Genomic DNA, 24,756 nt, shown 5'->3' on the forward strand with positions numbered 1-24,756 from the left:
CTCCCGATGCCCTGCCAGCCCCGTCCCGCTGCCGCCGGACGGGCTCGAGTCCCGCTTCCGGAACCCCGTTCGCACCTATAGCGATGCCCTGCCGTAATCGTCGCCGTCCCGCTGCCGCCGGACGAGCTCGAGTCCCGCATGCGGAACCCCGTTCGCACCTATAGCGATGCCCTGCCGTAATCGTCGCCGTCCCGCTACCGCCGGACGAGCTCAAGTCCCGCATGCGGAACCCCGTTCGCACCTATAGCGATGCCCTGCCGTAATCGTCGCCGTCCCGTTCCCAGTGGACGGCCTCAGGTTCCGCCGCCGGAACCCGTGCGCACCTTCTCATAATCCGACTTCCCGGATCGCGGTGACGAGCAGGTCCACCCGCGCGGGTTCTCGTACCGCCAGCCGCAGGTGACCTGTGTCCGCGCCGGGGAAGGTGTCCCCGCGCCGCACCGCGATCCCTTTGTCCGCGAGCCGCTTCCGCAGCAGTTCGGCATCGGGCACCCGAATCCACAGGTACGGTCCCGCCGCCGGTTCGTGCACCTCGATACCGAGTTCCCGCAGCCGTGGAATCATCGCATCCCGGTGCGCGGCAATGACTTCCGCCTTGCGCTGCGCCTCGGCCACCGCCTGCGGCTCGGTCGTGGCGGCGATCGCCTCCAATTGCAGCGTGCTCAAAGGCCAGTGCGGCCGCCCGTGGTTCAACCGCGCCAGCACCTCCGGCGCGCCCAGCGCATATCCGCACCGCAGCCCGGCCAGCGCCCAGGTCTTGGTGAGGCTCCGGAACACCAGCAGATCCTCGAAGTCCTTGCCGGCCAAGGTCTCCGGCTCCCCCACCACAGCATCGGTGAACGCCTCGTCCACCACCACCAGGCGCCCCGGCCGCCGCAGCGCCAGCAGCGACTCCGCCGGATGCAGCACCGAAGTGGGATTGGTCGGATTCCCCACCACCACCAGATCCGCATCCTCCGGCACCAGCCCGGCATCCAGCAGATACGGTGGCTCCAGCAGCACCCGCGCCACCGGCACCCCGCCTTCCCGCAAGGCAAGCTCCGGTTCGGTGAACGACGGATGGATCACCGCCGCCAGCCGCGCCCCCAACCGCGGCAACATGGCGAACCCCTCGGCCACCCCCGCCAGCAACAGCACTTCCCCGGCCCGCCGCCCGTGCCGCGCAGCCACCAGCTCGCGAACCGCCAGCTCCTCCCCCGCATCCGGGTACCGGCCCAAATCCCCCAGCCGCCGCGCGAGCCGTTCCCGCAACCACTCCGGCGGCGCATCCCCCTGCACGTTCACCGCGAAATCGACCATCCCCGGCCGCGCCTCCGCGTCCCCGTGATGCCGCAACCGCTCCCGGTCGACGTCCGAACTCACACCCTCGATCTCACTATCGCCCGCACCAGATGCGGCGGCGGCCTCGTCGTCCCCGGAAGGCCGCAGCCGCGCACGGTCGACCACCGAACTCACACCCTCGATCTCGCTATCACCCGCACCAGATGCGGCGGCGGCCTCGTCGTCCCCGGAAGGCCGCAGCCGCGCACGGTCGACCACCGAACTCACACCCTCGATCTCACTATCGCCTGTACCGGAAGCCGCGGCGGCCTCGTCGAACCGCGTGGCCACCGTGCCGGACCGATGGCGATCGTTCGCGGCGGCGACGGACCGGAGGCCGGGATCCCCCGTCACTCCGGTAGTCCGGGCCGCCGGCGTCCCGGTGTGGCCGGGCATCTCGGCTCGGGCGAGTCCGTCGTCCGCCAGGTCGCCGGTGACGTCGACTCGGCCCGCGGCTTCGGGAGACCGGCCGTCGAAGGCGACCACCGATTGCGGGCGGCCGCCCGCAACGCCGACATAGTCGGCCGGCATGCCGAGGCCGCTTTCCGCCGCGGGCACGGGTGCGCCGGCGGCGGGTTCGGGGTGGTGGGTGGTGTCCTGCGGCACAGCAGAACACCCTACGTGGCCGGGTTCGGGGGGCACCGGACAGAATGGCTGTCGTGGGCGAGCTGCATGTGACATTCATCTGCACGGGCAATATCTGTCGATCCCCGATGGCCGAGAAGATCTTCGCCGCGGAGCTGGAGCGCGCGGGGCTGGCGGATCGGGTGTGGGTGAGCAGTGCCGGGACCGGTGGCTGGCATGTCGGCGACGAGGCCGATCCGCGGACGACGCGGGAATTGCGGGAGCACGGGTATCCGATCGGGCATACCGCGGCGGTGGTCGGGGACGATCATTTGAGCGCGGATCTGCTGGTCGCCTTGGACGCCGGGCACGAGCGGGAGCTGGCCGAGCTGGGGGTGCCTTCGGAGCGGCGGGTGCTGTTGCGGGATTTCGATCCGCACGCGGACAGCATCAGCGTGCCGGACCCGTACTACGGGGATCAGTCGGATTTCGTGCTGGTGCGCGAGCAGATCGAGGCGGCGGTGCCGGGGCTGTTGAATTGGGTGCGGGAGCAGCTCGGCGAACCGGCCGAGGGCGATCGGGCATGAGCGGCGCGAAAACGTCGCTGCCGCGCCGCCTGACCTTCATGCTGCGGCCGAGCTGGATCATTCTGGCGGTCGTCGTGGCCGGGTTCGCGTACCTGTGTTTCTCCGTGCTCGCGCCGTGGCAGCTCAACAAGAACACCAGCACCTCCGAACGCAATCAGCGCATCTCGGATTCGGTCGATGCCGCCCCCGTCGACGTGACCAGCATGTTCGGCCAGTCCGGTAAGGACACCGAATGGCGGCGGGTGACGGCGAACGGCGAGTATCTGCCCGATTCGACGGTGCTGGTCCGGCTGCGCCATCTGGATTCCGCGCCCGCCTACACCGTGCTCGCGGCCTTCCGGCTCGACGACGGACGCACCGTGCTGGTGGATCGCGGTCAGATCGCGGCGGTGAACGGCACTCGCCCGCCGGTCATTCCCGCGCCTCCGACCGGACCGCAGCACCTGGAAGCCCGGGTGCGCGCCTCGGAGGGCATCGTCGAATCCAAGCCGCCGGTGACCGAAGACGGCTACCGCCAGGTCTATTCGATCGACACCGTCCAGGAATCCACGGTCCTGGACGTCCCGCTCACGCCGATTCCCACGAATGCCCGCGGCGGTTATCTCCAACTCGCCGAGAAGCAGCCCGGCGTCTTCACCCCCGACCCGCTGCCCCAGCTCGACGCCGGTCCGTACCTGTCCTACGGCCTGCAATGGCTGGCCTTCGGCATCATGGCTCCCCTCGGCCTCGGCTACTTCGTGTACGCCGAGATCCGGGCCCGCCGCCGGGAACGGGCCGAAACCGCACCCGCCGAACCGAATCCGCCGGTGACCGAATCCCGGGCAACGGAATCCACCACCGAGCCCGCAACCACCGAGCCCACCGCCGATGCCCCGGCGACCGAACCACAGGCCGAACCGCAGCCTCCGCAACCCAAGCCGGTCTCCAACGAGGCCCGCCTCGCCGACCGCTACGGCGGCACCCGCCGCTGAGCACCGGGTGCCGGGCGGCCCGGGCCCGGTGGCTAACCTCGCGAGGTGGGTAAGAAGACTGCTGCCGCCGCCGGGGTGCTGCTCGGATTCGCGATGGACCGGGTGCTCGGCGATCCGCGCCGCGGGCATCCGGTGGCCGGGTTCGGTTCGGCGGCAATGGCGGTCGAGCAGGTCACCTATCGGGATGCCCGGACCGCCGGCATCGTGCACGAGGTGGTGCTGGTCGGAGCGATTGCCGGGCTGGGGGCCGGGCTCGCGGGCAGTGTGGGCGCGACCGGATCGAGCGGGACGCGGGGTGGGTTCGCACGCTGGGCGGCCGAAGCGGGGCTGACCGCGCTGGCCACCTGGACGGTGCTGGGCGGCACCACCCTCGCCGAGACCGGGCGCGCCATGGCGGATCGCCTCGAGTCCGGCGATATCGACGGCGCGCGAGAGTTGCTGCCGTCCCTGTGCGGTCGCGATCCCGCGGTCCTGGACGCCGACGGACTGGCCCGCGCCGCCCTGGAATCGATCGCCGAGAACACCTCGGATGCGACTGTGGCCCCGCTGTTCTGGGGCGCGGTCGCCGGTGTCCCCGGCCTGCTGGGCTATCGCGCGGTCAACACCCTGGACGCCATGGTCGGGTACCGCAACGAACGCTACGAGAATTTCGGCTGGGCCGCCGCCCGCACCGACGACGTGGCCAATCTGGCTCCGGCTCGCATCGCGGGCGCGTTCACGACCCTGCTCGCCCCACTGGCCGGCGGCCGTCCCGCCGCGGCCTGGCGCGCGTGGCGGCGCGACGCCGGGAAGCATCCCAGCCCGAATGCCGGTGTGGCGGAAGCCTCCATGGCCGGAGCGCTCGGCGTCACCCTCGGCGGTCGCACGCAATACCGCCACGGCACGGAATTCCGGCCCACGCTCGGTGACGGTCCCGCGCCGCAGGTGCCGGATCTGCGCCGCGCCGTACGTCTCTCCGAAGCGGTCCAATTGGCCTCGGCGCTGACCGCCGCGCTGGCCTTGGCGCTGCGCTCCTGATCCCTCCCGTCACCCCTGACCAGCCGAATGTCACAGTTGTCCGAACGGTTTCGTCGTTTCGGTGACCAGCCGGAATGGGCGAGTGGGAACGAACTGTGAGGCGAGAATGAGCGACGAACGGCATGGCGTGCCTGATCAGGCCGAGTTGGCGCGGCAGTTCGAGGAGCACCGCGTATACCTGCGGCGGGTCGCGTACAGCACGCTCGGCAGCCTCAGCGATGCCGACGACGTGGTGCAGGAAGCCTGGCTGCGCCTGCAGCGGTATTACGAAACCAGTCCGGAGGGCGCGGGCATCGAGAACCTGCGCGCCTGGCTGACCACGGTCACCGGCCGGCTGGCCCTGGATCATCTGGGCTCGGCGCGAGCGCGGCGCGAACAGTACGTGGGCGAATGGCTGCCCGAACCCGAGATCACCAATTGGGACGATCCGGCCGACCGCGTCACCCAGGACGAGCGCGTCACCACCGCCCTGCTGGTGGTGCTGGAGTCCCTGTCCCCCGCCGAGCGCACCGCCTTCGTGCTCCAGGACGTGTTCGGCATGACCGGCCCCGAGGTCGCCGAGGTGGTGGGGCGTACCCCGGCCGCAGTGCGGCAGTTGGCTTCCCGCGCCCGCAAGCACGTCGAGCAGGGCACCCCGCGCTTCCCGGCCAGCCCGGACGAGCACGAGAAGGTGGTCTCGGCGTTCGCGCTGGCCTGGCGTTCCGGCGATCTGAGCGCGCTGCTCGGCGTGCTCGACGCAGAGGTCACCTTCACCGCCGACGGCGGCGGCAAGGTCAATGCCTTCCGCATCCCGCTGCACGGCGCGGACACGGTGGCGGCCACGCTGCTCGGTTTCCTGCGGCACGCCGCGGAGATCGGCGGGGCCTGGGGCCGTTCGGTCATGGTCAACGGCCGCCCCGGTCTGGTGGTGTTCGACGGTCAGCACACGGGCGTGTTCTCCTTCACCATCGACGAGGGCCGGATCACCAATATCGATGTGGTGCGCAACCCCGACAAGCTGCGCAATCTACCGACCGACGGCGGGCCGGACTGGCCGCTGGGCGAATCGGAGAACTGAACGGAAGGAAAGGGCCCGCAATCGGATTCCGATCGCGGGCCCTTTCCGCGACCGTAGGTCAGGACGCGGTGCCGTGCAGCATGCGCAGACCGTGCGCGGCCGCGACCTCCGGCGAGTACAGCTCCCCGGCATCCGCGGTAAGTCCTTGCGCCAGGCCGTGATCCGCGTCGCAGGCGGCCCGCCGGCCCAGATCGGCGATGGCTCGCACATACGGCAGCGTGGCATTGGTGAGCGCGACGGTCGAGGTGTGCGGCACCGCGCCCGGCATGTTCGCCACGCAATAGAACACCGAATCCGCCACCCGGAAGGTGGGTTTCGCGTGCGTGGTGGGATGCGAACTCTCGAAGCACCCGCCCTGATCGATGGCGATGTCCACCAGCACCGATCCCGGCCGCATCCCCGCGACCAGGCTGTCGGGCACCAGTTTCGGCGCCCGCGCCCCGGGCACCAGCACCGACCCGATCACCAGATCGGCTGCCAGCACCGATTTCTCGACCTCGTGCGCATTGGAGCCGACGGTGTCGACGCGCCCGCCGAACCGGGCGTCGAGTTCCCGCAGCCGCGCGAGATTGGTGTCCAGCACGGTGACTCGCGCCCCCATCCCGAGCGCCACGGTGGCCGCACTGCTGCCCGCCACCCCGCCGCCGAGCACCACCACATCGGCGGGCCGCACCCCGGGCACCCCGCCCAGCAGTACGCCTTCCCCGCCCTGCGGCGACATCAGGTGATAGGCCCCCACCTGAGACCCGAGCTTCCCCGCCACTTCACTCATCGGCGCGAGCAATGGCAAGGACCCGTCCCGCCCCCGCACCGTCTCGTACGCGATGGCCGTGATCCCCGACCGCAGCACCGCCTCGGTGCACTCCCGCGACGCCGCCAGATGCAGGAACGTGAACAGCGTCTGCCCGGCCCGCATGCGCGGATACTCCACGGCGACAGGCTCTTTCACCTTCAATACCAGTTCCGCCGCCGCCCACACCTCGTCGGCGCTCCCCACCGGCCGCGCCCCGGCGGCCAGGTACTCCTGATCCCCGAACCCGGACCCGGCCCCCGCCCCGGCTTCGATCAGCACCTCGTGACCGTGCCGCACCAGCTCCCCGGCTCCCGCCGGCGTCAGCGCGACCCGAAACTCCTGCTCCTTGACCTCCCGTGGCACCCCAATTCTCATACCCGCCATAGTCACCCACCCCGCCCCGCGCGGCCGCCATCGCCACACCCCTCGAACGCCGGGAAACCGGTGGAGATATCGCCCGGGTGGGCGTCTCCACCGGTTTCCGGTGTGCTCGGAGCCGGGCTCAGGATGCCGCCAGCACCAGCGCTTCGCCCGGGGTCGGGATGCGGAGTACGGCTGCGCGACCGGCGTATTCGAAATTGCGGGTCAGGTAGTCGAGGGTCTCGGAGAAGTGCGCCCAGCCCTCGGCGTGGACGGGGACGATGAGTGCCTCGCCCAGGGCCTGCGAGGCCTTGACCGCGGTGCGGCCGTTCAGGGTCACGTCGGTGTCGCCGTAGCGGCCCGGGTTCGCGGCGCCGACATTCAGGATGGCGATATCGATGCGGCCGATGCGCTCGGCGATCTGCTCGACCAGTTCGACCGAGGCGTTGTCGCCGGAGACGTAGACGGTGGGCAGGCCGTCGGCGGTGAGAACGAACCCGGTGACCACGCCGGACACCGCTTCCGCGCCTTCCGGGCCGTGCAGGGCGGGCACGCCGGTGACGGTGACGTCGCCGATCACCACCGATTCCCAGTTCCGCAGTCCGGTAACGCCTTCCACGCGGGCGGCGGCGTCGGGGGTGGACAGCACCGTGTCCACGCCGGTCAGGAACGCCCGCCCGGAGGTATCCAGATTGTCGGGGTGCTGATCGTGCGACAGCAGCACCACGTCCACCGCGCCGATCCGGTCCGCGGGCACGGCGGGCCCGGTCAGCTTGTGCAGGGTGAGCACACCCAGGTCGTAATCGCCCGGCTCGTCGAACGTGGGATCGGTCAGCCAGGTCAGGTTGCCGTATTCGAAGCGCACCGTGGGTCCGCCGATGTGCAGGAGCTCGAGGGTGGCGGGGGCTGTGGTCTCGATCGTGTTCGTCATGAGAGGAAGCTTGCCCCCGCAAGATCATCGGCAACAGTGGCCCGAAGGCCGGGCTTCGATAAAATCGGGCCATGCATGAAGTGGCGGTGCTGGCGTTCGATCGGATCAGCCCATTCCACCTGTCGGTGCCGACCCTGGTGTTCGGGCGGATCGGCGCGGGGGCGGGCGACCGCACGTCGTATCGCGTGCGGGTGTGCGCCGAACAGGCCGGAATCCTATCCACCCCAGCCGGTTTCGACATCATCGTGCAGCACGGGCTGGAGGCGGTGGAGAACGCCGAGACGGTGGTCGTGCCCAGCTGGGAGCGGCACCGGCCGCTCCCCGACCCGGTCCGCGACGCTCTGCGGGTCGCGCACGAACGCGGCGCGCGCATCGTCGGCCTGTGCCTGGGCGCGTGGGCGATCGCCGCCAGCGGCCTGGCCGACGGGCGCGAGATCACCACGCACTGGTCGGCCGCACCGGAATTGGCCCGCGCCTTCCCCGATGTCATGGTCCGCGCCGACTCGCTGTGGACCGATCACGGCGATCTCATCACCTCCGCGGGCGTGGCCGCCGCCCTGGACTGCTGCCTGCATCTGATCCGCACCGATCACGGCAGCCGTACCGCCACCGAACTGGCCCGCGATCTGGTGCTGGCCCCGCACCGCAGCGGCTCCCAGGCCCAGTACATTCCGGTCGCGGTCCCGGAGGCCCTGGACGACGACCCCATCGAACACGCGATGGTCTGGGCGCGAACCCATCTCGACACCTCCGTCGATCTCGACACCTGGGCCCGCACCGCGCTCATGTCCCGCCGCACCTTCACCCGCCGCTTCCGCGAACGCACCGGTTCCAGCCCGCAGCAGTGGCTGCTGCACCAGCGCGTGGACCGCGCCCGCCTGCTGCTGGAATCCACCGACGACACCATGGAACGCGTGGCGTCAGAGGCCGGACTGGGCACCGCCGTGAACCTGCGCCACCACTTCCACCGCCTGCTCGGCACCACCCCCGCCGCCCATCGCGCCCTCTTCCGCAGGGCCGCCTAGGCGGCCGCCACCCCGCCCACTAGGTTCTCGATCATGAGGATTCAGCTGGGCGAGCACGCGCCGCAGATCGACGAGAGCGCGTGGATCGCGCCGAACGCCACCATCATCGGCCGGGTGCGCCTGGAAGCCGAAGTGAGCATTTGGTATTCGGCGGTGCTGCGCGGCGATATCGAGGACATCAGCGTCGGCGCGCGCTCCAATATCCAGGACGGCTGCGTGCTGCACGCCGATCCGGGCTTCCCGCTCACCGTCGGCTCCGGAGTCTCGGTGGGCCACAATGCGATCCTGCACGGCTGCACCGTGGGCGACGATGTGCTGGTCGGCATGGGCGCCACCGTGCTCAACGGCGCGGTGATCGGCGCGGGCAGCCTGATCGCCGCCAATGCCCTGATTCCCGAGGGCGCGCAGATCCCGCCCGGTTCGCTGGTGGCGGGAGTTCCCGGCAAGGTGCGCCGGGAACTGAGCGAGGCCGAATTGGACCGCATCAAGCTGAATGCCGCGGTGTACCTGCACAACACGAGCCTGCACCGCCAGGGTCAAGAGGGGTGACTGACGGGGGTGGGTGAGATATCCCACACTGAACAAGCGACCATATAAGCCGCTGCTAGCATCGCGTGCAGCGTTCCCGGCGGCCCGGGCATTGCCGCCGCCGCCCGGGTGCACGCATGGGGCTAGCAGGAGGTTTATCCGGTGTCGTACGAGCTCGACGGTATGCACCGACGGCGGATCAGCGTGGCCGATATCGCGGCCCAGCCGGGGGGCATCGAGGCGCTGCAACGCCGGGTCCACGAACTGCGTTCCAATGGAATCGATTTCGCGGCCAATGCCATCGAACGCGAGATGGCCGCACTCGATGTCCACTGACCACACCCAATGTCCAATGACTGGACAGTAGCTTCGCGCCGGGCCCGCGCCGGTAGCAAACTCGATGCGATAATGCGGCTTCATCACCGCAATGTCGCGGGTTGCCAACCGATCCGACTGGAGACTCGATGCCCTCGGTGCCCACCATCCTGCAGCGCATTCTGGAGAAGCCGCGGGCCGAAGGCGAACAGCTCCTGGAGAGCGCGCTGTCGGCCTTCCTCGACTTCGGGATCAAGCGGACCAGTATGGGGGAGATCGCCCGGCGCGCGGGCATCAGCCCGGCCACGCTCTACCGCCGTTTCGAATCCAAGAACGAACTCGTGGAGGCGGTCGGCGTGCGCGAGGCGCAGCTGTTCGTCGCCGAGATCGACCAGCGGGTGATGCTCGCGGCCGGCGACGGCATGTCGCGGGACGAGCAGCTGGTGGAGATCTTCGTCGCCTTCATCACGCTGCTGGCCAATAATCAACTGCTGCAGCGCCTGCTGCGCACCGAGCCCGAGACGGTGCTGCCCCGGCTCACCACCGAGGCCGGGCCGGTGATCGCGGTGGGCCGCACCTATCTGGCCGAGAAGCTGCGCGCGGTGCAGGCCGCCGGCGACGGCCGGGATTTCGACGCCGATCTGGTGGCGGAAGTGCTGGCCCGGCTGGGGCATTCGCTCGCGCTCACTCCGGAAGGGTTGATCCCCTTGGTGGACGAGCAGGCCGCGCGCGAATTCGCCCGCCGCACGGTGCTTCCTATGATCGGGATCCAGCCGGTCTAGTTCCGCGCCCGGCGCAGCGTTTCATGATCGGCGCGTCGACCAGGTGGTAGATGAGCGCGGCCGCCGCGACCGAGGCGAACAGGCTCAGGGCGGCGAAGCCCGCCCAGCCCGGGAAGCCGAAACGCTTGCCGCCGATCAGGGTTCGGGTGATGATCACCATCACCGGGTACTGGATCAGGTAGAAGGCGTAGGAGATATTGCCCAGCCAGACCATGCGCGGATGGGCGTTCAGGCCCCGGACGCCGCGCAGATCCCGCACCGCGAGCGTGGCCACCACCGCGGTCATGGGCGCGACCAGCAGCGCCGACATCTTGTAGTTCACCGGCACCACGAAGGTCGCGGCGTAGGCCAGGCCGAGGGCCAGCAGCGGCGGCGCGAGACGCGTACTGCGCCAGCGGTCTTCGAGCACCATGCGCGCGGCCAGCACGCCGAGCAGGAACTCCGGCAGGCGCGAGGCCGGGAAGGTGTAGCTCAGCCAATACGATGGGGAGACCGGGATATTCGGCTGCGCGAACCAGGCCGGGGAGGCGTGCGCCTCGTAGTACGGCGAGGTGTCGCCCGGGAACAGCCGGGGCGCGAAGGCGTTCGCGATGCCTTTGGGTCCGGGCGTCCACAGATAGTAGGCGGTGTGCAGGGCGAGGATGGCGAGCAGCAGCAGGCCGACGGCGAGCAGCAGGCGCCGCGCGGGGATGCGCCGCAGCAGCGGTAGCAGCAATGGGAAGCTCAGGTAGAACAGCATTTCCGAGGCCAGCGACCAGGACGGGACGTTCAAGCCGCCGACGGTCGTCCAGTTCGGCACCCAGGTGTGGACCAGCAGCAGGTTCGGGACCCAGACGACGGCCCGGGACAGCGGCACGCTCGCCGCGAGAACGAACACGGCCGCCGCGACCAGATGCGTCGGATAGATCTTGAGCACCCGCCGCCGGTAGAACCGCCGCGTCGTCATCCCCGGTTTGAACGACCAGTAGATGATGAAGCCCGACAGCACGAAGAAGAACGTCACCCCGGCCGCGCCGAACTGCATGGGCAGCACCTGGTGAATGTGCCGGAACAGCTCCGACTTCTGGAACGGATACACCGGCAGGAACACCAGGGCGTGCAGGACGAACACCACGAACGCCGCCCACCAGCGCGCACCCGTCAGCGAGGGCAGCGGGGGCCGGTCTCGCGCGGCGCCGCCGGTCGCCGCGCCGGAGTTCGGTTGCTCCGGTTCGGGTTCGCCGCCGGCGGACCGCGCGAGATCGGTGGCGGTCATCGCTGATATCGGGCGTTCAGCGCGTTCGCGACCACGGCGTCACCCACCGTGGAGGGATGGAACGGCAGGCCGTCCAGATCGGTGCGGTAGTCCAGGACGCCGTTCAACCACGGTTGCGCCGAACACAATCCGTGCCCGGTGGTCAGTGCCCGGACATCCAGGAACTCGATGCCCAGGGTTTGCGCGGCTTCCCGTTGCGCGGTGTCGAGGCGGTCCAGGAATTCGGTCAGGGCCGCGCCGCGCGCCTGGATATAGGGGGCGACGCCGAGGATGTTCAGGCAGATCGAGGTCTGCCCGGGCGGGAAGAATTCCGGATAGCCGACCAGGACCACGCGGGCGTTCGGCGCGTAGTACTTGATGTAGGTGACGGCATTGCTGACCCGGCTCGCGTACAGCGATCCGGTGACGGCGTTGTAGTCCGGGATCCGGCCCTGTTCGACCGCATCGGTATCGCAGCCCTGGACCAGGTTGAACACGCACTGCTGCAGGGCGAACAGCAGCGGCAGCTCGTTCACGCCCCAGCGGTCGTTGAGGCCGAATTGCAGTGCCACCAAACGGGTTTGCGGGCCGAAGGCGCCCTGCTGGTCGGCGATCTGGGCTTGTTTGCCGAGGGTGTAGCCGGGCGGGGTGTCGATGGAGGCGCCCGGGCAGGACACGTCCAGGGTGTCCGCGGGCTGGGCCAGGGTGTGCAGCTGCGCGGGCCAGGAGGTGGCCTTGTGGATGCAGCTCTGTTCCCGGCCGAACCAGTCCCAGGCATTGGCGGTGAACGAATCACCCAGGACGACAATGGTTTTGCCGGTCGCGGCGTCACCGGCGGCGGTGCCGGTCAGGCTGACGGCGGCGACGGCGGTGGCGAGTGCGCACAGCCAGCGGACAGCCGTCCGCTTCCAGGGGAGCGTCATGTGCTGTCCTCAGTATCCGGGGCGCGGATCGAACGAGGGCACGTCCAGGGTGGGCGGCGCCTGCGTCTGCGGGGCGACCGTCTGCTGGGGTGCGACCGTCTGTTGTTGTTGCGGCGCAGGAGCATTCGTGACCGGCGGGGCGGCCGGTTCGGTGTATTGCGGTTCCGGCGCGGGCGGTTCGGTGACGGCGGGCGGCGGCGGTTCCACGGTGGTCGTGGTGGGCGGCGGCGTGGTGGCGGGCGTGGTGGTGGTCGAACTCACCGCCGGTGTGATGGTTGGTGTTCCCCCCGATCCCTTGTCGCTTCCGCAGGCGGTGAGGGCGCCCGCGAGAAATAGCGGGCAGATCACCGATACCAGGAGGCGCTGGGCGAAAACTGTTGCGGCACGAGACTTCATCGGACCCTCGAATCAGAACTGCGGTGTTCGCCGACCCAAACGAATTTTACAAACGCAGCCCTGGGGTTCATTGTAATTTCACCCGAATCGGCCCGCACCCGACTTTGCCGCACCGCAAAACAATTCGGACGGTTTGTTCTCTTCGGGCACACTGTCGGCATGCAGATCCGCTCCGCCGCCCGCGCCGTCCGGACCCGGGCCGCCGCCTGGTTTCCGCCGCGCCGCGTCGCGAAGGCTCTGGGCGTGGCCGCCCTGATCGGTTTCGTCGTACTGCTCGGCTGCGACCTGTGGATCCGCTCCAGCACCTCCGACCGGCAGTTCAGTGTCGAATCCGCGCCCAGCTCCGACGTGGCCATCGTGCTGGGCGCCGAGGTCTACGCCTCCGGCGAGCCCTCCCCCTACCTGGCCGCCCGCCTCGACCTGGGCCGCCGCCTGCTGGCCGCCGGGAAGGTCAAAGCCATTCTGGTGACCGGCGACAACGGCCGCCACAGCTACGACGAGCCGACCAGCATGCGCGACTACCTGATCCGCCGCGGCGTCCCCGCCGAGAAGATCGCCCTCGACTACGCGGGTTTCAGCACCTACGAATCCTGCGCCCGCGCCCACGACATCTTCGGCGTCCGCTCCGCCACCGTCCTCACCCAGGACTTCAGCCTCCCCCGCACCATCGCCCTGTGCCGGGCGGTGGGCATCGAGACCGTCGGCGTCGGCGACGACACCCAGCCCCACGAGGGCGTCTACCGCAAGATCTGGCTCCGCGACCAACTCGCCTGCACCAAGGCGGTATACGCCATCGTGTTCAAACCCGCGCCCACCTTCCTGGGCCGTCAGGAGACGACGGTCCGCGACGCCATGGCCGCGGCCCCGCGCTGAGCGATCAGCTCGCCGTCCCGAACAGTTCCGCGCCGCGGCCCGCGTCCCCGGACAATTCGTCCAGTGCGGCGGTGATGCGGCGCTCCTCCCATTGGAAGTGGGATTCGAGAATTGCCGACAGCCCGGCGATCTCGCCGCGCACGGCGGCCAGATTGTCCGCCGTCACCTCGGCGAGCAATCCGGTCATGCGCGTCAGGATGTCGGCGACCAGCCGGTGGTCGGCGCTCAATTCGGCGAGTACCGGGGCCAGTTCCGGAAAGCGCTGGGCGAGCAGCGGAAACGCCGTCTCGTCCTCCTTGGTGTGATGGGCGGTCAAGGCCCGGCAGAAGGCCAGGCAGTGGCCGCGCACTTCACGTACCGGCCGCACATGACCGAGCCGATGGTCGTCGAGTTCGCGTGCGACCCGCTTCAATTCGCCACGCAACCAGTTGTGGACGTCGATCAGTTCGCGCCCGAGAGCTTGGGCGCGGTTGTTCGCAACAGACATGAATGATCTCGATTCGGAGGAAGGTCTGGTCCGTTCCGGCGGGCACGACCGCGGCTTCGACCGGAAACGGTGCGGAAAGTCGAATACGCACCACGACGGGTGCGCGACTCACATCAGCAGGGCGGGCGAAGTGGACCCATAGCTGCCTCCTCGATTCGTTGCCTCCATGCGTACGCCGTCCACCCGGCGCCGGCACGCGACACGAGCCGATCTTAACCCGGGGACTCGGCGGCGAGGCTCTCGCGGCGGAAGGTGTCGGGGGTGGTGCCGGTCCAGCGGTGGAAGGCGCGGCGCAGGGCCCGGGGGTCGGTGTAGCCGAGGCGGGCGGAAATGGAGCGGATGGGCAGGGTGGTGTCGCGGAGGAGGTCGCGGGCGTATTGTTCGCGGGCCGTTTCGACTTCGGCGCGCCAGCTGGTGCCGGATTCCTGCAGGCGACGTTGCAGGGTGCGGGAGCTGATGGCGAGGCGGCGGGCCACGCGGTCGAGGTCGAGTTCGTTGCGGGCCAGGGCGGCGGTGGTGGCGGCGCGGAATTTGTCCAGCCAGCCGAGTTCGGGGCGGGCGGAGGCCAGGGAGAGCTCGGCGTAGTGGCGGAGCATGCGGGCCAGATGGGGGTCGGCACCGGTGGGCTGGGCGCCGAGGTCCAGGAAGGTGATCTCGGAGGCGGGAGCGCCGAACTCCATACGGGCGGTGCCGAATTCGTCGATCAGGTAGGGGCGGCGTTCGGCGGCGTGATGGGTGAAGGCGACGCGGACGGGCACGACGTGGCGGCGGGCCACGGTGCGGACGCGGCGCAGCATCAGGGCGAGGACGAATTCCTCGATGGGCGGCAGAATCAGTTCGGGCTCGATGGTGCTCGCATCGCGGATGGTGAGCAGGCCGCCGTCTTCGACGACCGTCCAGCCGACCGCCGGGTCGGTCACCACGGCGCGTAGCTCGAGGGCGGTGCGGATGCTTTCGGCCACGGTCGCGCCGCTGGTGAACAGGTAGTCCCAAAGACGCGGGCCGCCATCGCGTTCGGCTTGATCGGTGGCGAGCAGACCGGAGCCGGGGCCGGCGACGGCGTCGATCAGTTCCCACATGCGCCACGCCGATTCGGTGGGCACTCGCAGCAGTTCGTCGCTCAGGTCGGCGGTGTCCAGGCCGGACGCGAGGGTGAGTTGCGCGGGTGTGATGCCGACGCGCAAGGCGGTCGCCCGGATCACCGCGGCCGTCCGGGCGGGAAGGGTGCCTTCGATCACCGCCGGAGCCTAACCCGCCGAAAATGCTTCCGAATGGGCGAATTGGCGCGTTCTGTCCTCTCAACGGCGTCCGACGTCCCCGGGCCGGCGTCGCCCGCGGCCATAGATTCAGGAGCGCGAGCGAACCGGCAGCGATCACGGACGGAAATCGGCCCGGCCGGGAATGAATTCGCTCACCCTAACCGTTGTCAGTCATTACAACGGTTATATGCTCGCATCCACACCCCGATCGACAGAGACAGGCAGTCATGACCAGCCACAAGATCCTCGCCATCTCCGGCAGCCTCCGCGCCGCCTCGCACAACACCGCCCTGCTGCGCGCCGCCCAGAAGCACAATGCCGGGCTGGACATCGAGATCTACGACAACCTGCGCGAGATCCCGCCCTACGACCTGGATCTCGACAATCCGGCCGATCGCCCGGCCGCCGTCACCGAGCTGCGCGAGCGCATCGCCGCCGCCGACGGCCTGCTCATCGCCACCCCGGAGTTCAACTACTCCATCCCGGGAGTGCTGAAGAACGCCATCGACTGGGTCTCCACCGACTGGACCAAGACCGAGGGCCTGCCGCTGCACCGCAAGCCGATCGCCATCGCGGGCGCGGCCCCGACCCAGTTCGGTTCCGTGCGTGCGCAACTCGCCCTGCGCCAGGTGTTCGTGTGGACCGAGAGCGATGTGGTGATCAAGCCCGAGGTGATCGCGTTCCGTTCGCACGAGCGCTTCGACGAGGACGGCAATCTCGTCGACGACACCACCATCGAGCTGCTCACCGGCCTGCTCACCGCGCTGAAGGCCAAGATCGACGCCCGCTAGCCGGGAAACACCCACTCCCCGAGAGGAATTCACCATGACCGAGAACCGCCCGCCGCTGCCGCCGTTCACCGCCGAAACCGCCGCCGCGAAGGTGCTGGCCGCCGAGAACGCCTGGAACACCCGCGATCCGCAGCGCGTCGCCCTGGCCTACACGCCGGATTCCTGGTGGCGCAATCGCGATCAGTTCCTGGTCGGGCGCGAGGCCATCGTCGAATTCCTCACCGCCAAATGGGCGAAGGAGCAGGAGTACGCACTGCGCAAGAACCTGTGGTCCTTCACCGACAACCGGATCGCGGTGCGCTTCACCTACGAATGGCACGACGCCGACGGCCAGTGGTGGCGCAGTCACGGCAACGAACTGTGGGAGTTCGACGCCCGCGGGCTGATGGCCCGGCGCGAGGCGAGCATCAACGATCTCAAGATCGATGCCGAGCAGCGCACCATCTTCGGACCGCGCGAAAGCCGTTGAGGTGACCGGGCATTACGCGCAGATCGCGTTCACCGACGCGGTCCGCGCGCACCAGGCGGCGCACGGCAGCCTGCGCGGCTACGAGCGGATGGCGGCGGTTCCGGCCGTCGCCGACCGGCTCGGCCAGCACGAGGCGTGGTTCATCGAGGAGCGGGACAGTTTCTACCTGTCCACGGTGAGCGAGACCGGGTGGCCCTACATCCAGCATCGGGGTGGGCCGCGCGGGTTCCTGAACGTGATCGATGCCGGCACCGTGGGTTTCGCCGACTTCCGGGGCAACAAGCAGTACATCAGCCGGGGCAATCTCGATCATGACGATCGGGTCGCGTTGTTCCTGATGGATTATGCGAGCAAGACCCGGTTGAAGATCTTCGGCCGGGCCCGCGCGGTGGAAGCCGACGCGGATCCGGAACTGGTCGCGTCGCTGGCGGTTCCGGGGTATTCGGGGAAGCCCGAACGCGCGGTGCTGATCACCGTCGAGGCCTTCGACTGGAATTGCAGCCAGCACATCCCCGAGCTGTATCCGCGCGAGGAAGTCCTCGAGGCCGTGCAATCCCTGCGCGACCGCATTGCCGAACTCGAACGACAGAATGCCGAACTACGCGAACTCCGCTCCGGCAGTTGATATCCCGCGCCCTCGGGCGCAGCACAAGTTGGGAGCTGATGACGATGCGACCCGAACGTATCGCCTGGGCGGGGCTCGCGGCCATGACCGTGTCCTTCGGCCTGAACTTCACCATGGGCGTGTTCTTCGCCCCCACCGCCGCCGCGTACGGGGTGAGCGCGACCGCGCTGGCGGTGGCCGCCGCGCTCGGCACCACCGTCACCGGCATCGCCCAATATCCGATCGGCCGGCTGCTCGACAGCATCGGCGCGAAGAACGTGCTGGTGGGCGGGCTCACGCTGATTTCCGCCAGCTACCTGGTGCTTTCGATCGTCACCGAGACCTGGGAGTTCGTCGCCGCCTACATGCTGCTCGGCGGCCTGGGTTTCGCGGCGTCCTCCACGCTCACCGTGACCACGCTGGTCAGCCGGGTGCGCGGGACGAACGCGGGCCCGGATCTGGCGCGCGCCGCGCTGGGCATCAATGTCGGTCAGCTCATCACCCCGTGGGCGGCCACCGCGCTGTTCGATCCGATCGGCGTGCGCGGCGCGTTCGCCCTGCTGGGCGCGATCGGCCTGGCGGTCACCGCCTACCTATGGCTGCGGCTGCCCACCTGCCCCGGCACCGGGCGGCCGGCGGGCGGCGCGGAATCGCTGCGCGGGCGCGGAAAGATCCTGACCGCCTTCGGATTACACGCCGCCACCCTCTACGTGGTGATTCTCATGCTGCCCAAGCACGCGACCGAGATCGGCTGGAATGTCACCAACGCCGGCCGGCTGGTGGCCCTGGCCGCCCTGTCCGCGGGTCTCACCTCGGCGGCGATGGTCCGGCTGCTGCGCACCTATTCCGCCGAAAACCTCTTGCGCACACTGTTCGTGGTGCGGATCGCCGCGCTGGTCCTGGCGGTCTTCGTGCCCGGTCCCGGCGTGCTCATCCCGGTCGCGATACTGTTCGGCGCGGCGTCGTTCCCCATCGTGCCGCTCACCATGGCCGTCATGTCCCGCGGCCTCGACCCCGCGCGGATGGGCCGCACCCTGGCGCCCGCCTGGATCGTGCATCAGCTGTCGGCCGCCGCCGGTCTGGCCGTCGCGAGCCTGATCCATCTGCTGACCGACAGCTACCGTGGCTATTTCGCGCTCGGCCTGCTGTTCAGCGTGGCGTGCGTGGCGCTCATGACCCCGGCGCGCGCACCGCGTCCGGTATTGGCCGCCGCGAATTGACGGGTTCCCGGCCGGGCGCGGCTGTGGTCAGTCGCGCCCGGCCCGGACGATGTGCGAGGTCGCCAGTTTCCGGGCCGCTTCCCCGCCCCCGCCGGTGTAGCGCGTGATCAGCTCGGGGGCGCTCAGATCCTCGATATCGGTGAACCCGAACCGCCCCAGCAGTTCCGCCATGTCTCCGGGACTCAGCGCGGTCAGCCAGGGCTCCCCCACCGCCGCGATCCGCGCGGCCCGGGCATCCAGGGCCCGCTGCTCTTCCGCACTCCCCGCCGGGCACAGATAGTCGATGACCACCTGCACCGCCGCACCGTGTCCGGCAAGGTAACCGAACGTGCCGTCCAGTGCCTCCCGGGTCAGATACATGACGACGCCCAGCCACACGACCACCACCGGCTCCGACCGCGCGAACCCCGCCCCGGCCAAACCATCGGCGAGCGTGCGGGTTTCGAAATCGACCGGCACGAATGTCACCGTCTCGGGCACCTCGATCCCCGTCTCGGCCAGCCGCTCCCGCTTCCATCCCTGGGTATCGGAATGGTCGACCTCGAAAACCCGAAGCCCCGCATGCGGATTCCGGTAGGCGAAGGTATCCAGCCCGGCTCCGAGAATCACCACCTGACGGGTCCCCGCCGCATATGCCGCCGCCACCGTCTCTTCGGCGAACCGCGACCGCGCCGCCAGAAACCAGCGCCGCCGCCGCTGGAACTCTCCGTCATCGACGGTTTCGAGGGTGGCCGTGTCCCGATCCGTCGACTCCGTCACATTCAGCCCGAGTATGCGCGGCGCCAGCGGGTCGGTGAATATTCTGGGCTCGTCGGGGGCGATCTGGTGGTAGGCACGGGCATGGGCGGTGGCCAGTGCGGTGCGGCTGGGCTCTCCGGTGCGCATACCAGCGAACGTAACACTGCACGCGGGGGGATCGACCATGGGTTTCGCCACACCGGCACGGCGGCGAGCGCTAGTCTTGTTGCGCGATCTTTTCGCCGGGGTTCAACGCCGAATCCGGTTGCCCGACACCCGATGTCGGCAATCCTTGCTCGATGACCGCACCGCACCTGGAGAATTCATGCGCACTCGGAAAATCATCGCGGCTCTGAGCGCCATCGCGGCCACCTTGACCGGGGCGGTGCTCGCCGGGAGCGGGCCCGCCGCGGCCGAAACCGGTTGCCCGGGGCTGTATGTCGTCGCCATTCCGGGAACCTGGGAGAACAACGGGTCGACGGTGGGGCCCAGCATGCTGTCGTATGTGACCGATGGGCTGCCGGGAACCGTGCGGACCGATTACGTGGCCTATCCGGCGACCGTTTTCCCCTGGGAGGGACAGGTTTACGGGCGCTCGAAGTCGGTGGCCATCAATTCGGCGCGGGGCATGATCGCCAGTATGGCGGTGCGGTGCGCGGGGACCCGGGTGGCGTTGCTGGGGTACAGCCAGGGCGCCGACGCGGCGGGTGATCTGGCGGCCGAACTGGGGACCGGTGCGGGCGTGATCGCGCCGAATCGGGTTGCGGCCGTGGGGTTGATCTCGGATCCGCGGCGGGCGCCCACCGATATCCTGGTCGGGCCGGCGGTCGCGGGGGCCGGTGCGGGCGGCGGACGGCCGGGTGGGTTCGGGTTCATCTCCGACCGGGTGCGGACCATCTGCGCCATCGGGGATCTCTACTGTTCCACGGTGCCCGAGGATTTCGTGACCCGGTTCGCGGGGCTGATGGCGCAGGTGTCGGAGGCTTCCATCGCCGACGTCACGCTGTATCAGCAGCAGGCCGACGCCATCATGAAGGATCTGATGGCCGGCGGCGGGATCTCGGTGCTGCAGCAGCAGTTCAGTCCCGAGGCGAACGCGCACCGGCAGGCCACCTTCGAGCAGTTCTACAACTCGCAGGTGCACACCGCGTACGCCGGTTACGACGTGGGCGGGGCGTCGGCGACCGCCTGGCTGCACGACTGGCTCTCCGGCATGGCATGAGAAAGCGGGTGCCCCGGAATCCGGAACACCCGCTCCGCCGAACTCTTACGCCTGCACTTCGCTGCGGTCACCGCTCCACAGCGTGTGGTATTTGCCCTCGGCGTCGATGCGCTCGTAGGTGTGCGCGCCGAAGAAGTCACGCTGGCCCTGGGTGAGCGCCGCCGGCAGCCGCTCCGCGCGCAGCGCGTCGTAGTACGACAGCGAGGAGGCGAAGGCGGGCACCGGGATGCCGAGCAGGGTCGCGGTGGCGACCACGCGCCGCCAGGAATCGATGGCGGTCTCGATGGCCTCGCGGAAGTACGGGGCCAGGATCAGCGACGGCAGCTGCGGGTTCTGCTCGTACGCCTCCTTGATCCGGTTCAGGAACCGGGCGCGGATGATGCAGCCGCCGCGCCAGATGGTCGCCATGTCACCGGGATTCAGGTCCCAGTTGTACTCCACCGAACCGGCCGCGATCTGATCGAAGCCCTGCGCGTACGCCACGATCTTGGACGCGTACAGCGCCTGCCGGATGTCCTCGGTGAATTGCGTGACGTCCGTGGGCTTTTCGGCCAGCTGACCGGAAGCCAGGCCGGCGGCCGCCTTGCGCTGGGCGCGCGAACCGGACAGGGCGCGCGCGAACACGGCCTCGGCGATGCCCGTCACCGGGATGCCGAGATCGAGCGCGGACTTGACCGTCCAGCGGCCGGTGCCCTTCTGCTCGGCGGCATCGACGATGACATCGACCAAGGGCTTGCCGGTCTTGGCGTCCACCTGGTTGAGCACCTCGGCGGTGATCTCCACCAGGTAGGACTCCAGATCGCCGGAGTTCCAGTCGGTGAACACGTCCGCGATCTGCTTGGCGTCGAAGCCCAGCGCGTCCCGGAACAGGTGGTAGGCCTCGCCGATGAGCTGCATATCGGCGTACTCGATGCCGTTGTGCACCATCTTCACGAAGTGGCCGGAACCGTCGGGTCCGATGTGGGTGCAGCAGGGGGTGCCGTCGACCTGCGCCGCAATGCTTTCCAGCAGCGGGCCCAGCGACTCGTAGGACTCCTTCGGCCCGCCCGGCATGATGGCCGGGCCGTTGAGCGCGCCCTCCTCGCCACCGGAGATGCCCGCGCCCACGAAGTTCAGGCCGCGCTCGGCCATCGCCTTCTCGCGGCGGATGGTGTCGGTGTAGAGCGCGTTGCCGCCGTCGATGATGATGTCGCCGGGCTCCATGGCGTCGGCGAGCTCCTCGATCACCGCGTCGGTGGCGTCACCCGCCTTCACCATGATCAGCACCCGGCGCGGCTTCTCCAGCGCGGCGACGAATTCCTCGATGGTCTCGGTCCGCACGAAATCGCCGTCGCCGCCGTGCTCGGCCAGCAGCGCGTCGGTCTTGCCGACGCTGCGATTGTGCAGGGCCACGGTGTACCCGTGCCGGGCGAAGTTCCGGGCGATATTGGAACCCATGACCGCCAGGCCGGTAACGCCGATCTGGGCGCGCGCTTCAGAGGTCGCCATGAAACAGCCTCACTCCGTTCGAAGGTGTAGTTGCGTAGCCGCTCGTGACGGCAGCATCCCGGATTCCCTCCACGACGCCTGCACCTTTTCTACCCGGTCACCCGGCACCCCCGAATACCGTCCCGGGGTATCGGCTCCGCCCGCCTACTCCGCGAGCAACATCCCGAACGCCCCGGAGCGGACGAGTTCGACCACCGCCGCGATATCGGGAGCCAGGTGCCGGTCCGGGCCGGGACCGGCCACCCGGGAGCGCACCAGGTCACGGGCGGCCGCGGTGACGGCGGCCGGTTCCAGCGGGGCGCGCAGATCCAGGGCGCGGGCGGCGGTGAGCAGTTCGATGGCCAGCACGGTGGTGAGGCCGTCGACCGCGCGGCGCAGTTTGCGGGCGGCGGACCAGCCCATCGACACGTGGTCTTCCTGCATGGCGCTGGAGGGGATGGAGTCCACGGAGGCCGGGACGGCGAGGCGCTTGAGCTCCGACACCGTGCCCGCCTGGGTGTACTGGGCGATCATGTAGCCCGAGTCCACGCCCGGGTCGTCGGCCAGGAACGGCGGAAGGCCGTGCGAGCGATGCACATCCAGCATGCGGTCGGTGCGGCGTTCGGCGATGCCGGCCACGTCGGCCACGGCGATGGCCAGGAAGTCCAGGACGTAACCGACGGGCGCGCCGTGGAAGTTGCCGTTCGATTCCACGCGCCCGTCGTCGAGCACCACCGGATTGTCGATGGCGGAAGCCAATTCGCGTTCCGCGACCAACTCGGCGTGCGCGAGGGTGTCGCGTGCGGCCCCGTGCACCTGCGGGGCACACCGCAACGAGTACGCGTCCTGGACGCGCGGGCAGTCGTCGCCGCGGTGGCTGGCCATGATCTCCGAACCCGCCAGGGCCGTGCGCATGTGCGAGGCGGAGCGGGCCTGGCCCGGATGCGGGCGCAACGCTTGCAGATCCGCGGCGAACACCCGGTCGGTGCCGAGCAGCGCCTCCACGCTCATGGCCGCGGTGAGGTCGGCGACGTCCAGCAGCGTGTGCAGATCGTCGATGGCCAGCAGCAGCATGGCCAGCATGCCGTCGGTGCCGTTCGTCAGCGCGAGGCCCTCCTTCTCCGCCAGCACCAGCGGCTCCAGGCCGGCGGCGGCGAGCGCCTCGGCGGCCGGGCGGGTGTAGGCGGGCTGCCATCCGATGGCGTCCGGGATCGCCGACACCTGGGCAACCGGGCGGGCGGCGGCGTCGGGACGCGGGCGGCCGGAGTCACCCTGCCGCGGACCGCCGGAGTCACCTGAGCGCAAGCCGCCGGTGGCATCGGGGCGCGGGTCGCGGAGATCCGGGTCCGCGAACAGGCGGGTTGTGGCCGGCGGCAATTGGCCGGGAGCGTCGTCCGAATATGCCGCGGCACTGTCTGTCAGGACCTCGCCCTCGCCCATCAGTGCCAGCGCGACCGCCGCCAACGGGGCGAGATCGCCTGAGCAGCCGAGGGATCCGTACTCGTGGACGACGGGCACGATGCCGTTGTCGAGTAGTCCGGCCAGCGCCTGCGCGGTCTCGACTCGGACCCCGGTGTGCCCGCTCATGAGCGTGCGCAGGCGGAGCAGCATCATGGCGCGCACGACCTCCGGTTCCACGGCGGTACCGGCTCCGGCGGCGTGCGACCGAATCAGCGAGCGCTGCAAGTCGATTCGGCGGTCGGCGGGGATGTGCCGCAGGGCCAGGGCCCCGAACCCGGTCGACACCCCGTACACCGGTTTCGGGCTTTCGGCGAGTTCGTCGATGCGGCCGCGTACCTCGCGCAGGCGGTCCAGGGCGGACTCCTCGAGCGTCACCCCCGCGCCACCGCGCGCGACGGCGACCACCTGCTCACGCCGCAGGGGTGTCGCACCGACCAGCAACCGTTCTTGCCCGATTCGCGTCATCCAGCCATTCCAGCCGTTTCCGGCGCGGAGAGCGAGCAGGCGCGAGGAATTCGTCCCACTTATTTCGAGCGGACGGCCTGGCCCGGGCGTGCGGGTCGAGTAGCGGCTGTCCGCGGGGGGGGCTAGCGGATGGCGGGGATCTCGGCGCAGAAGTGCTGCCGGGCCGCCTCGCGCGAGGCGTAGCCGGTGGCGGCCAGGCTCGGCAGTTGCTCGATCACGCAGTCCTTTTCGGTGACGCGATTGTTGGCGTCGGTGACAGGTGTCCGCTCCGCCACTTCGATGACGGGTACGAGCACGCCGTTCTCGTAGACCATGAAGGTGTAGTTCCACTGGGTCGGCGGGTTCCGTTTCGAAACCAGCGAGTAGCCGTCGGTGGTGGGGGTGAATCCGCTCCCGGTGATGTCGCCGGCCCGGGTGAACTGTCCGTCGTCGCCCGCGCGGTAGACGATGTTCCGAGTCCAGTACGGGCCGAAGGTCACCGGCACGATCAGCTCGTCCCGGCCGTCACCGTCGGTGTCCTGCAGAGTAGGCAGGGTCTGACGCAGTTCTGCGTTCGGCTCGGTGATCCGCTGCACCCGAGCGCCGCTGGGCCCGAGCACATCGATGGTGATCGTCCCGGTCGCGCCGGATCCGCTCTCGCGCCATTCGAAGGTCAGGCCCGAGGCGTCGGCCGGCTTCAGCCGCACCGGCCCGGCCGGCGCCGAACTCGTTGCCGCCGTGGGAGATCCGGCGGGCGGCGGGGCGGCGACCGGCGTCGTGGTGGTGGCGACCGCCGCCGAAGTTCCGGCATCGTGGCGGGAACCGGCATCCTCCACCCCGACGGCGCTGTCACACCCCGCGACCAAGACGGCGGTGGCGGCGAACAGCGAGCTGAGTGCGGATTTCCTCCCCATGCCG

At 69.6% G+C, this 24,756-nt stretch carries 26 protein-coding genes; 14 read left to right on the forward strand and 12 right to left on the reverse strand.

Features of this window, described 5'->3' with window-relative positions; translation table 11 throughout:
* Positions 1-327 precede the first annotated feature (327 nt).
* Entirely contained in the window at positions 328-1,362 is a 1,035-nt protein-coding gene (cobC, locus tag LTV02_RS17630) for an Rv2231c family pyridoxal phosphate-dependent protein CobC (protein ID WP_233041610.1), read from the reverse strand.
* Positions 1,363-1,970: 608 nt separating this feature from the next.
* Here cobC and LTV02_RS17635 point away from each other — a divergent pair.
* The 4 genes from LTV02_RS17635 to sigJ all read left to right on the forward strand — a co-directional run bounded on the left by LTV02_RS17635 (position 1,971) and on the right by sigJ (position 5,516).
* Positions 1,971-2,471 (forward strand): low molecular weight protein-tyrosine-phosphatase, encoded by a 501-nt coding sequence (locus LTV02_RS17635; protein WP_233041018.1) that lies wholly within the window; start codon positions 1,971-1,973, stop codon positions 2,469-2,471.
* Positions 2,468-3,442 carry an SURF1 family cytochrome oxidase biogenesis protein gene (locus LTV02_RS17640; RefSeq protein WP_233041019.1) on the forward strand — a complete coding sequence of 325 codons (975 nt, stop codon included), beginning with the start codon at positions 2,468-2,470 and terminating at the stop codon, positions 3,440-3,442. Before LTV02_RS17635 ends, LTV02_RS17640 begins: the two co-directional genes overlap by 4 nt.
* A gap of 93 nt (positions 3,443-3,535) precedes the next feature.
* Positions 3,536-4,459: a cobalamin biosynthesis protein gene (locus LTV02_RS17645; protein WP_233041611.1), complete on the forward strand. Its 924-nt coding sequence runs from the start codon at positions 3,536-3,538 to the stop codon at positions 4,457-4,459.
* Positions 4,460-4,565: 106 nt separating this feature from the next.
* Positions 4,566-5,516, forward strand: coding sequence for an RNA polymerase sigma factor SigJ (sigJ, locus tag LTV02_RS17650; RefSeq protein ID WP_233041020.1), 951 nt, complete (start codon positions 4,566-4,568; stop codon positions 5,514-5,516).
* A gap of 58 nt (positions 5,517-5,574) precedes the next feature.
* Here sigJ and ald read toward each other — a convergent pair whose 3' ends face one another.
* The gene (gene ald, locus LTV02_RS17655; RefSeq protein ID WP_233041021.1) at positions 5,575-6,684 is read right to left on the reverse strand and encodes an alanine dehydrogenase; all 1,110 of its coding nucleotides are present in this window, start codon (positions 6,682-6,684) and stop codon (positions 5,575-5,577) included.
* 127 nt (positions 6,685-6,811) lie between these two features.
* On the reverse strand, positions 6,812-7,600 hold the full coding sequence (locus LTV02_RS17660) for an MBL fold metallo-hydrolase (protein ID WP_233041022.1): 789 nt from the start codon (positions 7,598-7,600) through the stop codon (positions 6,812-6,814).
* A 71-nt stretch (positions 7,601-7,671) separates the two neighbouring features.
* On the opposite strand from LTV02_RS17660, the gene LTV02_RS17665 reads away from it, so the two are divergent.
* From LTV02_RS17665 to LTV02_RS17680, 4 genes are all read left to right on the forward strand, one after another.
* On the forward strand, positions 7,672-8,625 hold the full coding sequence (locus LTV02_RS17665) for a GlxA family transcriptional regulator (RefSeq protein WP_233041023.1): 954 nt from the start codon (positions 7,672-7,674) through the stop codon (positions 8,623-8,625).
* 33 nt (positions 8,626-8,658) lie between these two features.
* Positions 8,659-9,174 (forward strand): gamma carbonic anhydrase family protein, encoded by a 516-nt coding sequence (locus LTV02_RS17670; RefSeq protein WP_233041024.1) that lies wholly within the window; start codon positions 8,659-8,661, stop codon positions 9,172-9,174.
* A gap of 141 nt (positions 9,175-9,315) precedes the next feature.
* On the forward strand, positions 9,316-9,489 hold the full coding sequence (locus LTV02_RS17675; protein ID WP_169815399.1) for a hypothetical protein: 174 nt from the start codon (positions 9,316-9,318) through the stop codon (positions 9,487-9,489).
* Positions 9,490-9,617: 128 nt separating this feature from the next.
* On the forward strand, positions 9,618-10,250 hold the full coding sequence (locus LTV02_RS17680) for a TetR/AcrR family transcriptional regulator (RefSeq protein WP_233041025.1): 633 nt from the start codon (positions 9,618-9,620) through the stop codon (positions 10,248-10,250).
* On the opposite strand, the gene LTV02_RS17685 is transcribed toward LTV02_RS17680, so the two are convergent.
* From LTV02_RS17685 to LTV02_RS17695, 3 genes are read right to left on the reverse strand one after another with little or no spacing between them, the layout of a single operon-like run.
* Positions 10,225-11,505, reverse strand: a complete 1,281-nt coding sequence (locus tag LTV02_RS17685; RefSeq protein ID WP_233041026.1) for an acyltransferase family protein — start codon at positions 11,503-11,505, stop codon at positions 10,225-10,227. The two genes, LTV02_RS17680 and LTV02_RS17685, sit on opposite strands and share 26 nt — an antisense overlap.
* On the reverse strand, positions 11,502-12,407 hold the full coding sequence (locus tag LTV02_RS17690; protein ID WP_233041027.1) for an SGNH/GDSL hydrolase family protein: 906 nt from the start codon (positions 12,405-12,407) through the stop codon (positions 11,502-11,504). Before LTV02_RS17690 ends, LTV02_RS17685 begins: the two co-directional genes overlap by 4 nt.
* 9 nt (positions 12,408-12,416) lie before the next feature.
* Complete coding sequence (locus tag LTV02_RS17695) at positions 12,417-12,668, reverse strand: hypothetical protein (protein WP_067719232.1); 252 nt, start codon at positions 12,666-12,668, stop codon at positions 12,417-12,419.
* Positions 12,669-12,962: 294 nt separating this feature from the next.
* Between LTV02_RS17695 and LTV02_RS17700 the strand changes: the two genes are divergently transcribed.
* Complete coding sequence (locus LTV02_RS17700; RefSeq protein ID WP_233041028.1) at positions 12,963-13,676, forward strand: SanA/YdcF family protein; 714 nt, start codon at positions 12,963-12,965, stop codon at positions 13,674-13,676.
* Positions 13,677-13,680: 4 nt separating this feature from the next.
* Here the strand turns inward: LTV02_RS17700 and LTV02_RS17705 are convergent, their stop codons facing one another.
* Together LTV02_RS17705 and LTV02_RS17710 are read right to left on the reverse strand one after the other, a co-directional pair.
* Complete coding sequence (locus tag LTV02_RS17705) at positions 13,681-14,163, reverse strand: hemerythrin domain-containing protein (RefSeq protein ID WP_233041029.1); 483 nt, start codon at positions 14,161-14,163, stop codon at positions 13,681-13,683.
* A 212-nt stretch (positions 14,164-14,375) separates the two neighbouring features.
* Positions 14,376-15,401 carry an AraC family transcriptional regulator gene (locus LTV02_RS17710; RefSeq protein ID WP_233041030.1) on the reverse strand — a complete coding sequence of 342 codons (1,026 nt, stop codon included), beginning with the start codon at positions 15,399-15,401 and terminating at the stop codon, positions 14,376-14,378.
* Positions 15,402-15,649: 248 nt separating this feature from the next.
* On the opposite strand from LTV02_RS17710, the gene LTV02_RS17715 reads away from it, so the two are divergent.
* The 4 genes from LTV02_RS17715 to LTV02_RS17730 are packed head-to-tail and all read left to right on the forward strand — an operon-like array spanning position 15,650 to position 18,506.
* Positions 15,650-16,213, forward strand: coding sequence for an NADPH-dependent FMN reductase (locus LTV02_RS17715; protein WP_233041031.1), 564 nt, complete (start codon positions 15,650-15,652; stop codon positions 16,211-16,213).
* Between the two features lie 34 nt (positions 16,214-16,247).
* A complete protein-coding gene (locus LTV02_RS17720; RefSeq protein ID WP_233041032.1) occupies positions 16,248-16,682 on the forward strand; it encodes a nuclear transport factor 2 family protein in 435 nt (144 codons plus the stop codon).
* 1 nt (position 16,683) lies between these two features.
* A complete protein-coding gene (locus LTV02_RS17725; protein ID WP_233041033.1) occupies positions 16,684-17,307 on the forward strand; it encodes a pyridoxamine 5'-phosphate oxidase family protein in 624 nt (207 codons plus the stop codon).
* A 38-nt stretch (positions 17,308-17,345) separates the two neighbouring features.
* Positions 17,346-18,506, forward strand: coding sequence for an MFS transporter (locus LTV02_RS17730; RefSeq protein ID WP_233041034.1), 1,161 nt, complete (start codon positions 17,346-17,348; stop codon positions 18,504-18,506).
* 27 nt (positions 18,507-18,533) lie between these two features.
* Here the strand turns inward: LTV02_RS17730 and LTV02_RS17735 are convergent, their stop codons facing one another.
* Positions 18,534-19,391, reverse strand: coding sequence for a class I SAM-dependent methyltransferase (locus LTV02_RS17735; protein WP_233041035.1), 858 nt, complete (start codon positions 19,389-19,391; stop codon positions 18,534-18,536).
* A 178-nt stretch (positions 19,392-19,569) separates the two neighbouring features.
* On the opposite strand from LTV02_RS17735, the gene LTV02_RS17740 reads away from it, so the two are divergent.
* On the forward strand, positions 19,570-20,466 hold the full coding sequence (locus tag LTV02_RS17740) for a cutinase family protein (protein ID WP_233041036.1): 897 nt from the start codon (positions 19,570-19,572) through the stop codon (positions 20,464-20,466).
* Between the two features lie 45 nt (positions 20,467-20,511).
* Here LTV02_RS17740 and gndA read toward each other — a convergent pair whose 3' ends face one another.
* From gndA to LTV02_RS17755, 3 genes are all read right to left on the reverse strand, one after another.
* Positions 20,512-21,954 (reverse strand): NADP-dependent phosphogluconate dehydrogenase, encoded by a 1,443-nt coding sequence (gene gndA / locus LTV02_RS17745; protein WP_233041037.1) that lies wholly within the window; start codon positions 21,952-21,954, stop codon positions 20,512-20,514.
* A 144-nt stretch (positions 21,955-22,098) separates the two neighbouring features.
* Positions 22,099-23,859 carry a histidine ammonia-lyase gene (gene hutH / locus LTV02_RS17750; RefSeq protein ID WP_233041038.1) on the reverse strand — a complete coding sequence of 587 codons (1,761 nt, stop codon included), beginning with the start codon at positions 23,857-23,859 and terminating at the stop codon, positions 22,099-22,101.
* Positions 23,860-23,981: 122 nt separating this feature from the next.
* Positions 23,982-24,752 (reverse strand): hypothetical protein, encoded by a 771-nt coding sequence (locus tag LTV02_RS17755; protein WP_233041039.1) that lies wholly within the window; start codon positions 24,750-24,752, stop codon positions 23,982-23,984.
* Positions 24,753-24,756: the final 4 nt, after the last annotated feature.

It is taken from the genome of Nocardia yamanashiensis (genome assembly GCF_021183565.1).
GTDB lineage: Bacteria > Actinomycetota > Actinomycetes > Mycobacteriales > Mycobacteriaceae > Nocardia > Nocardia yamanashiensis.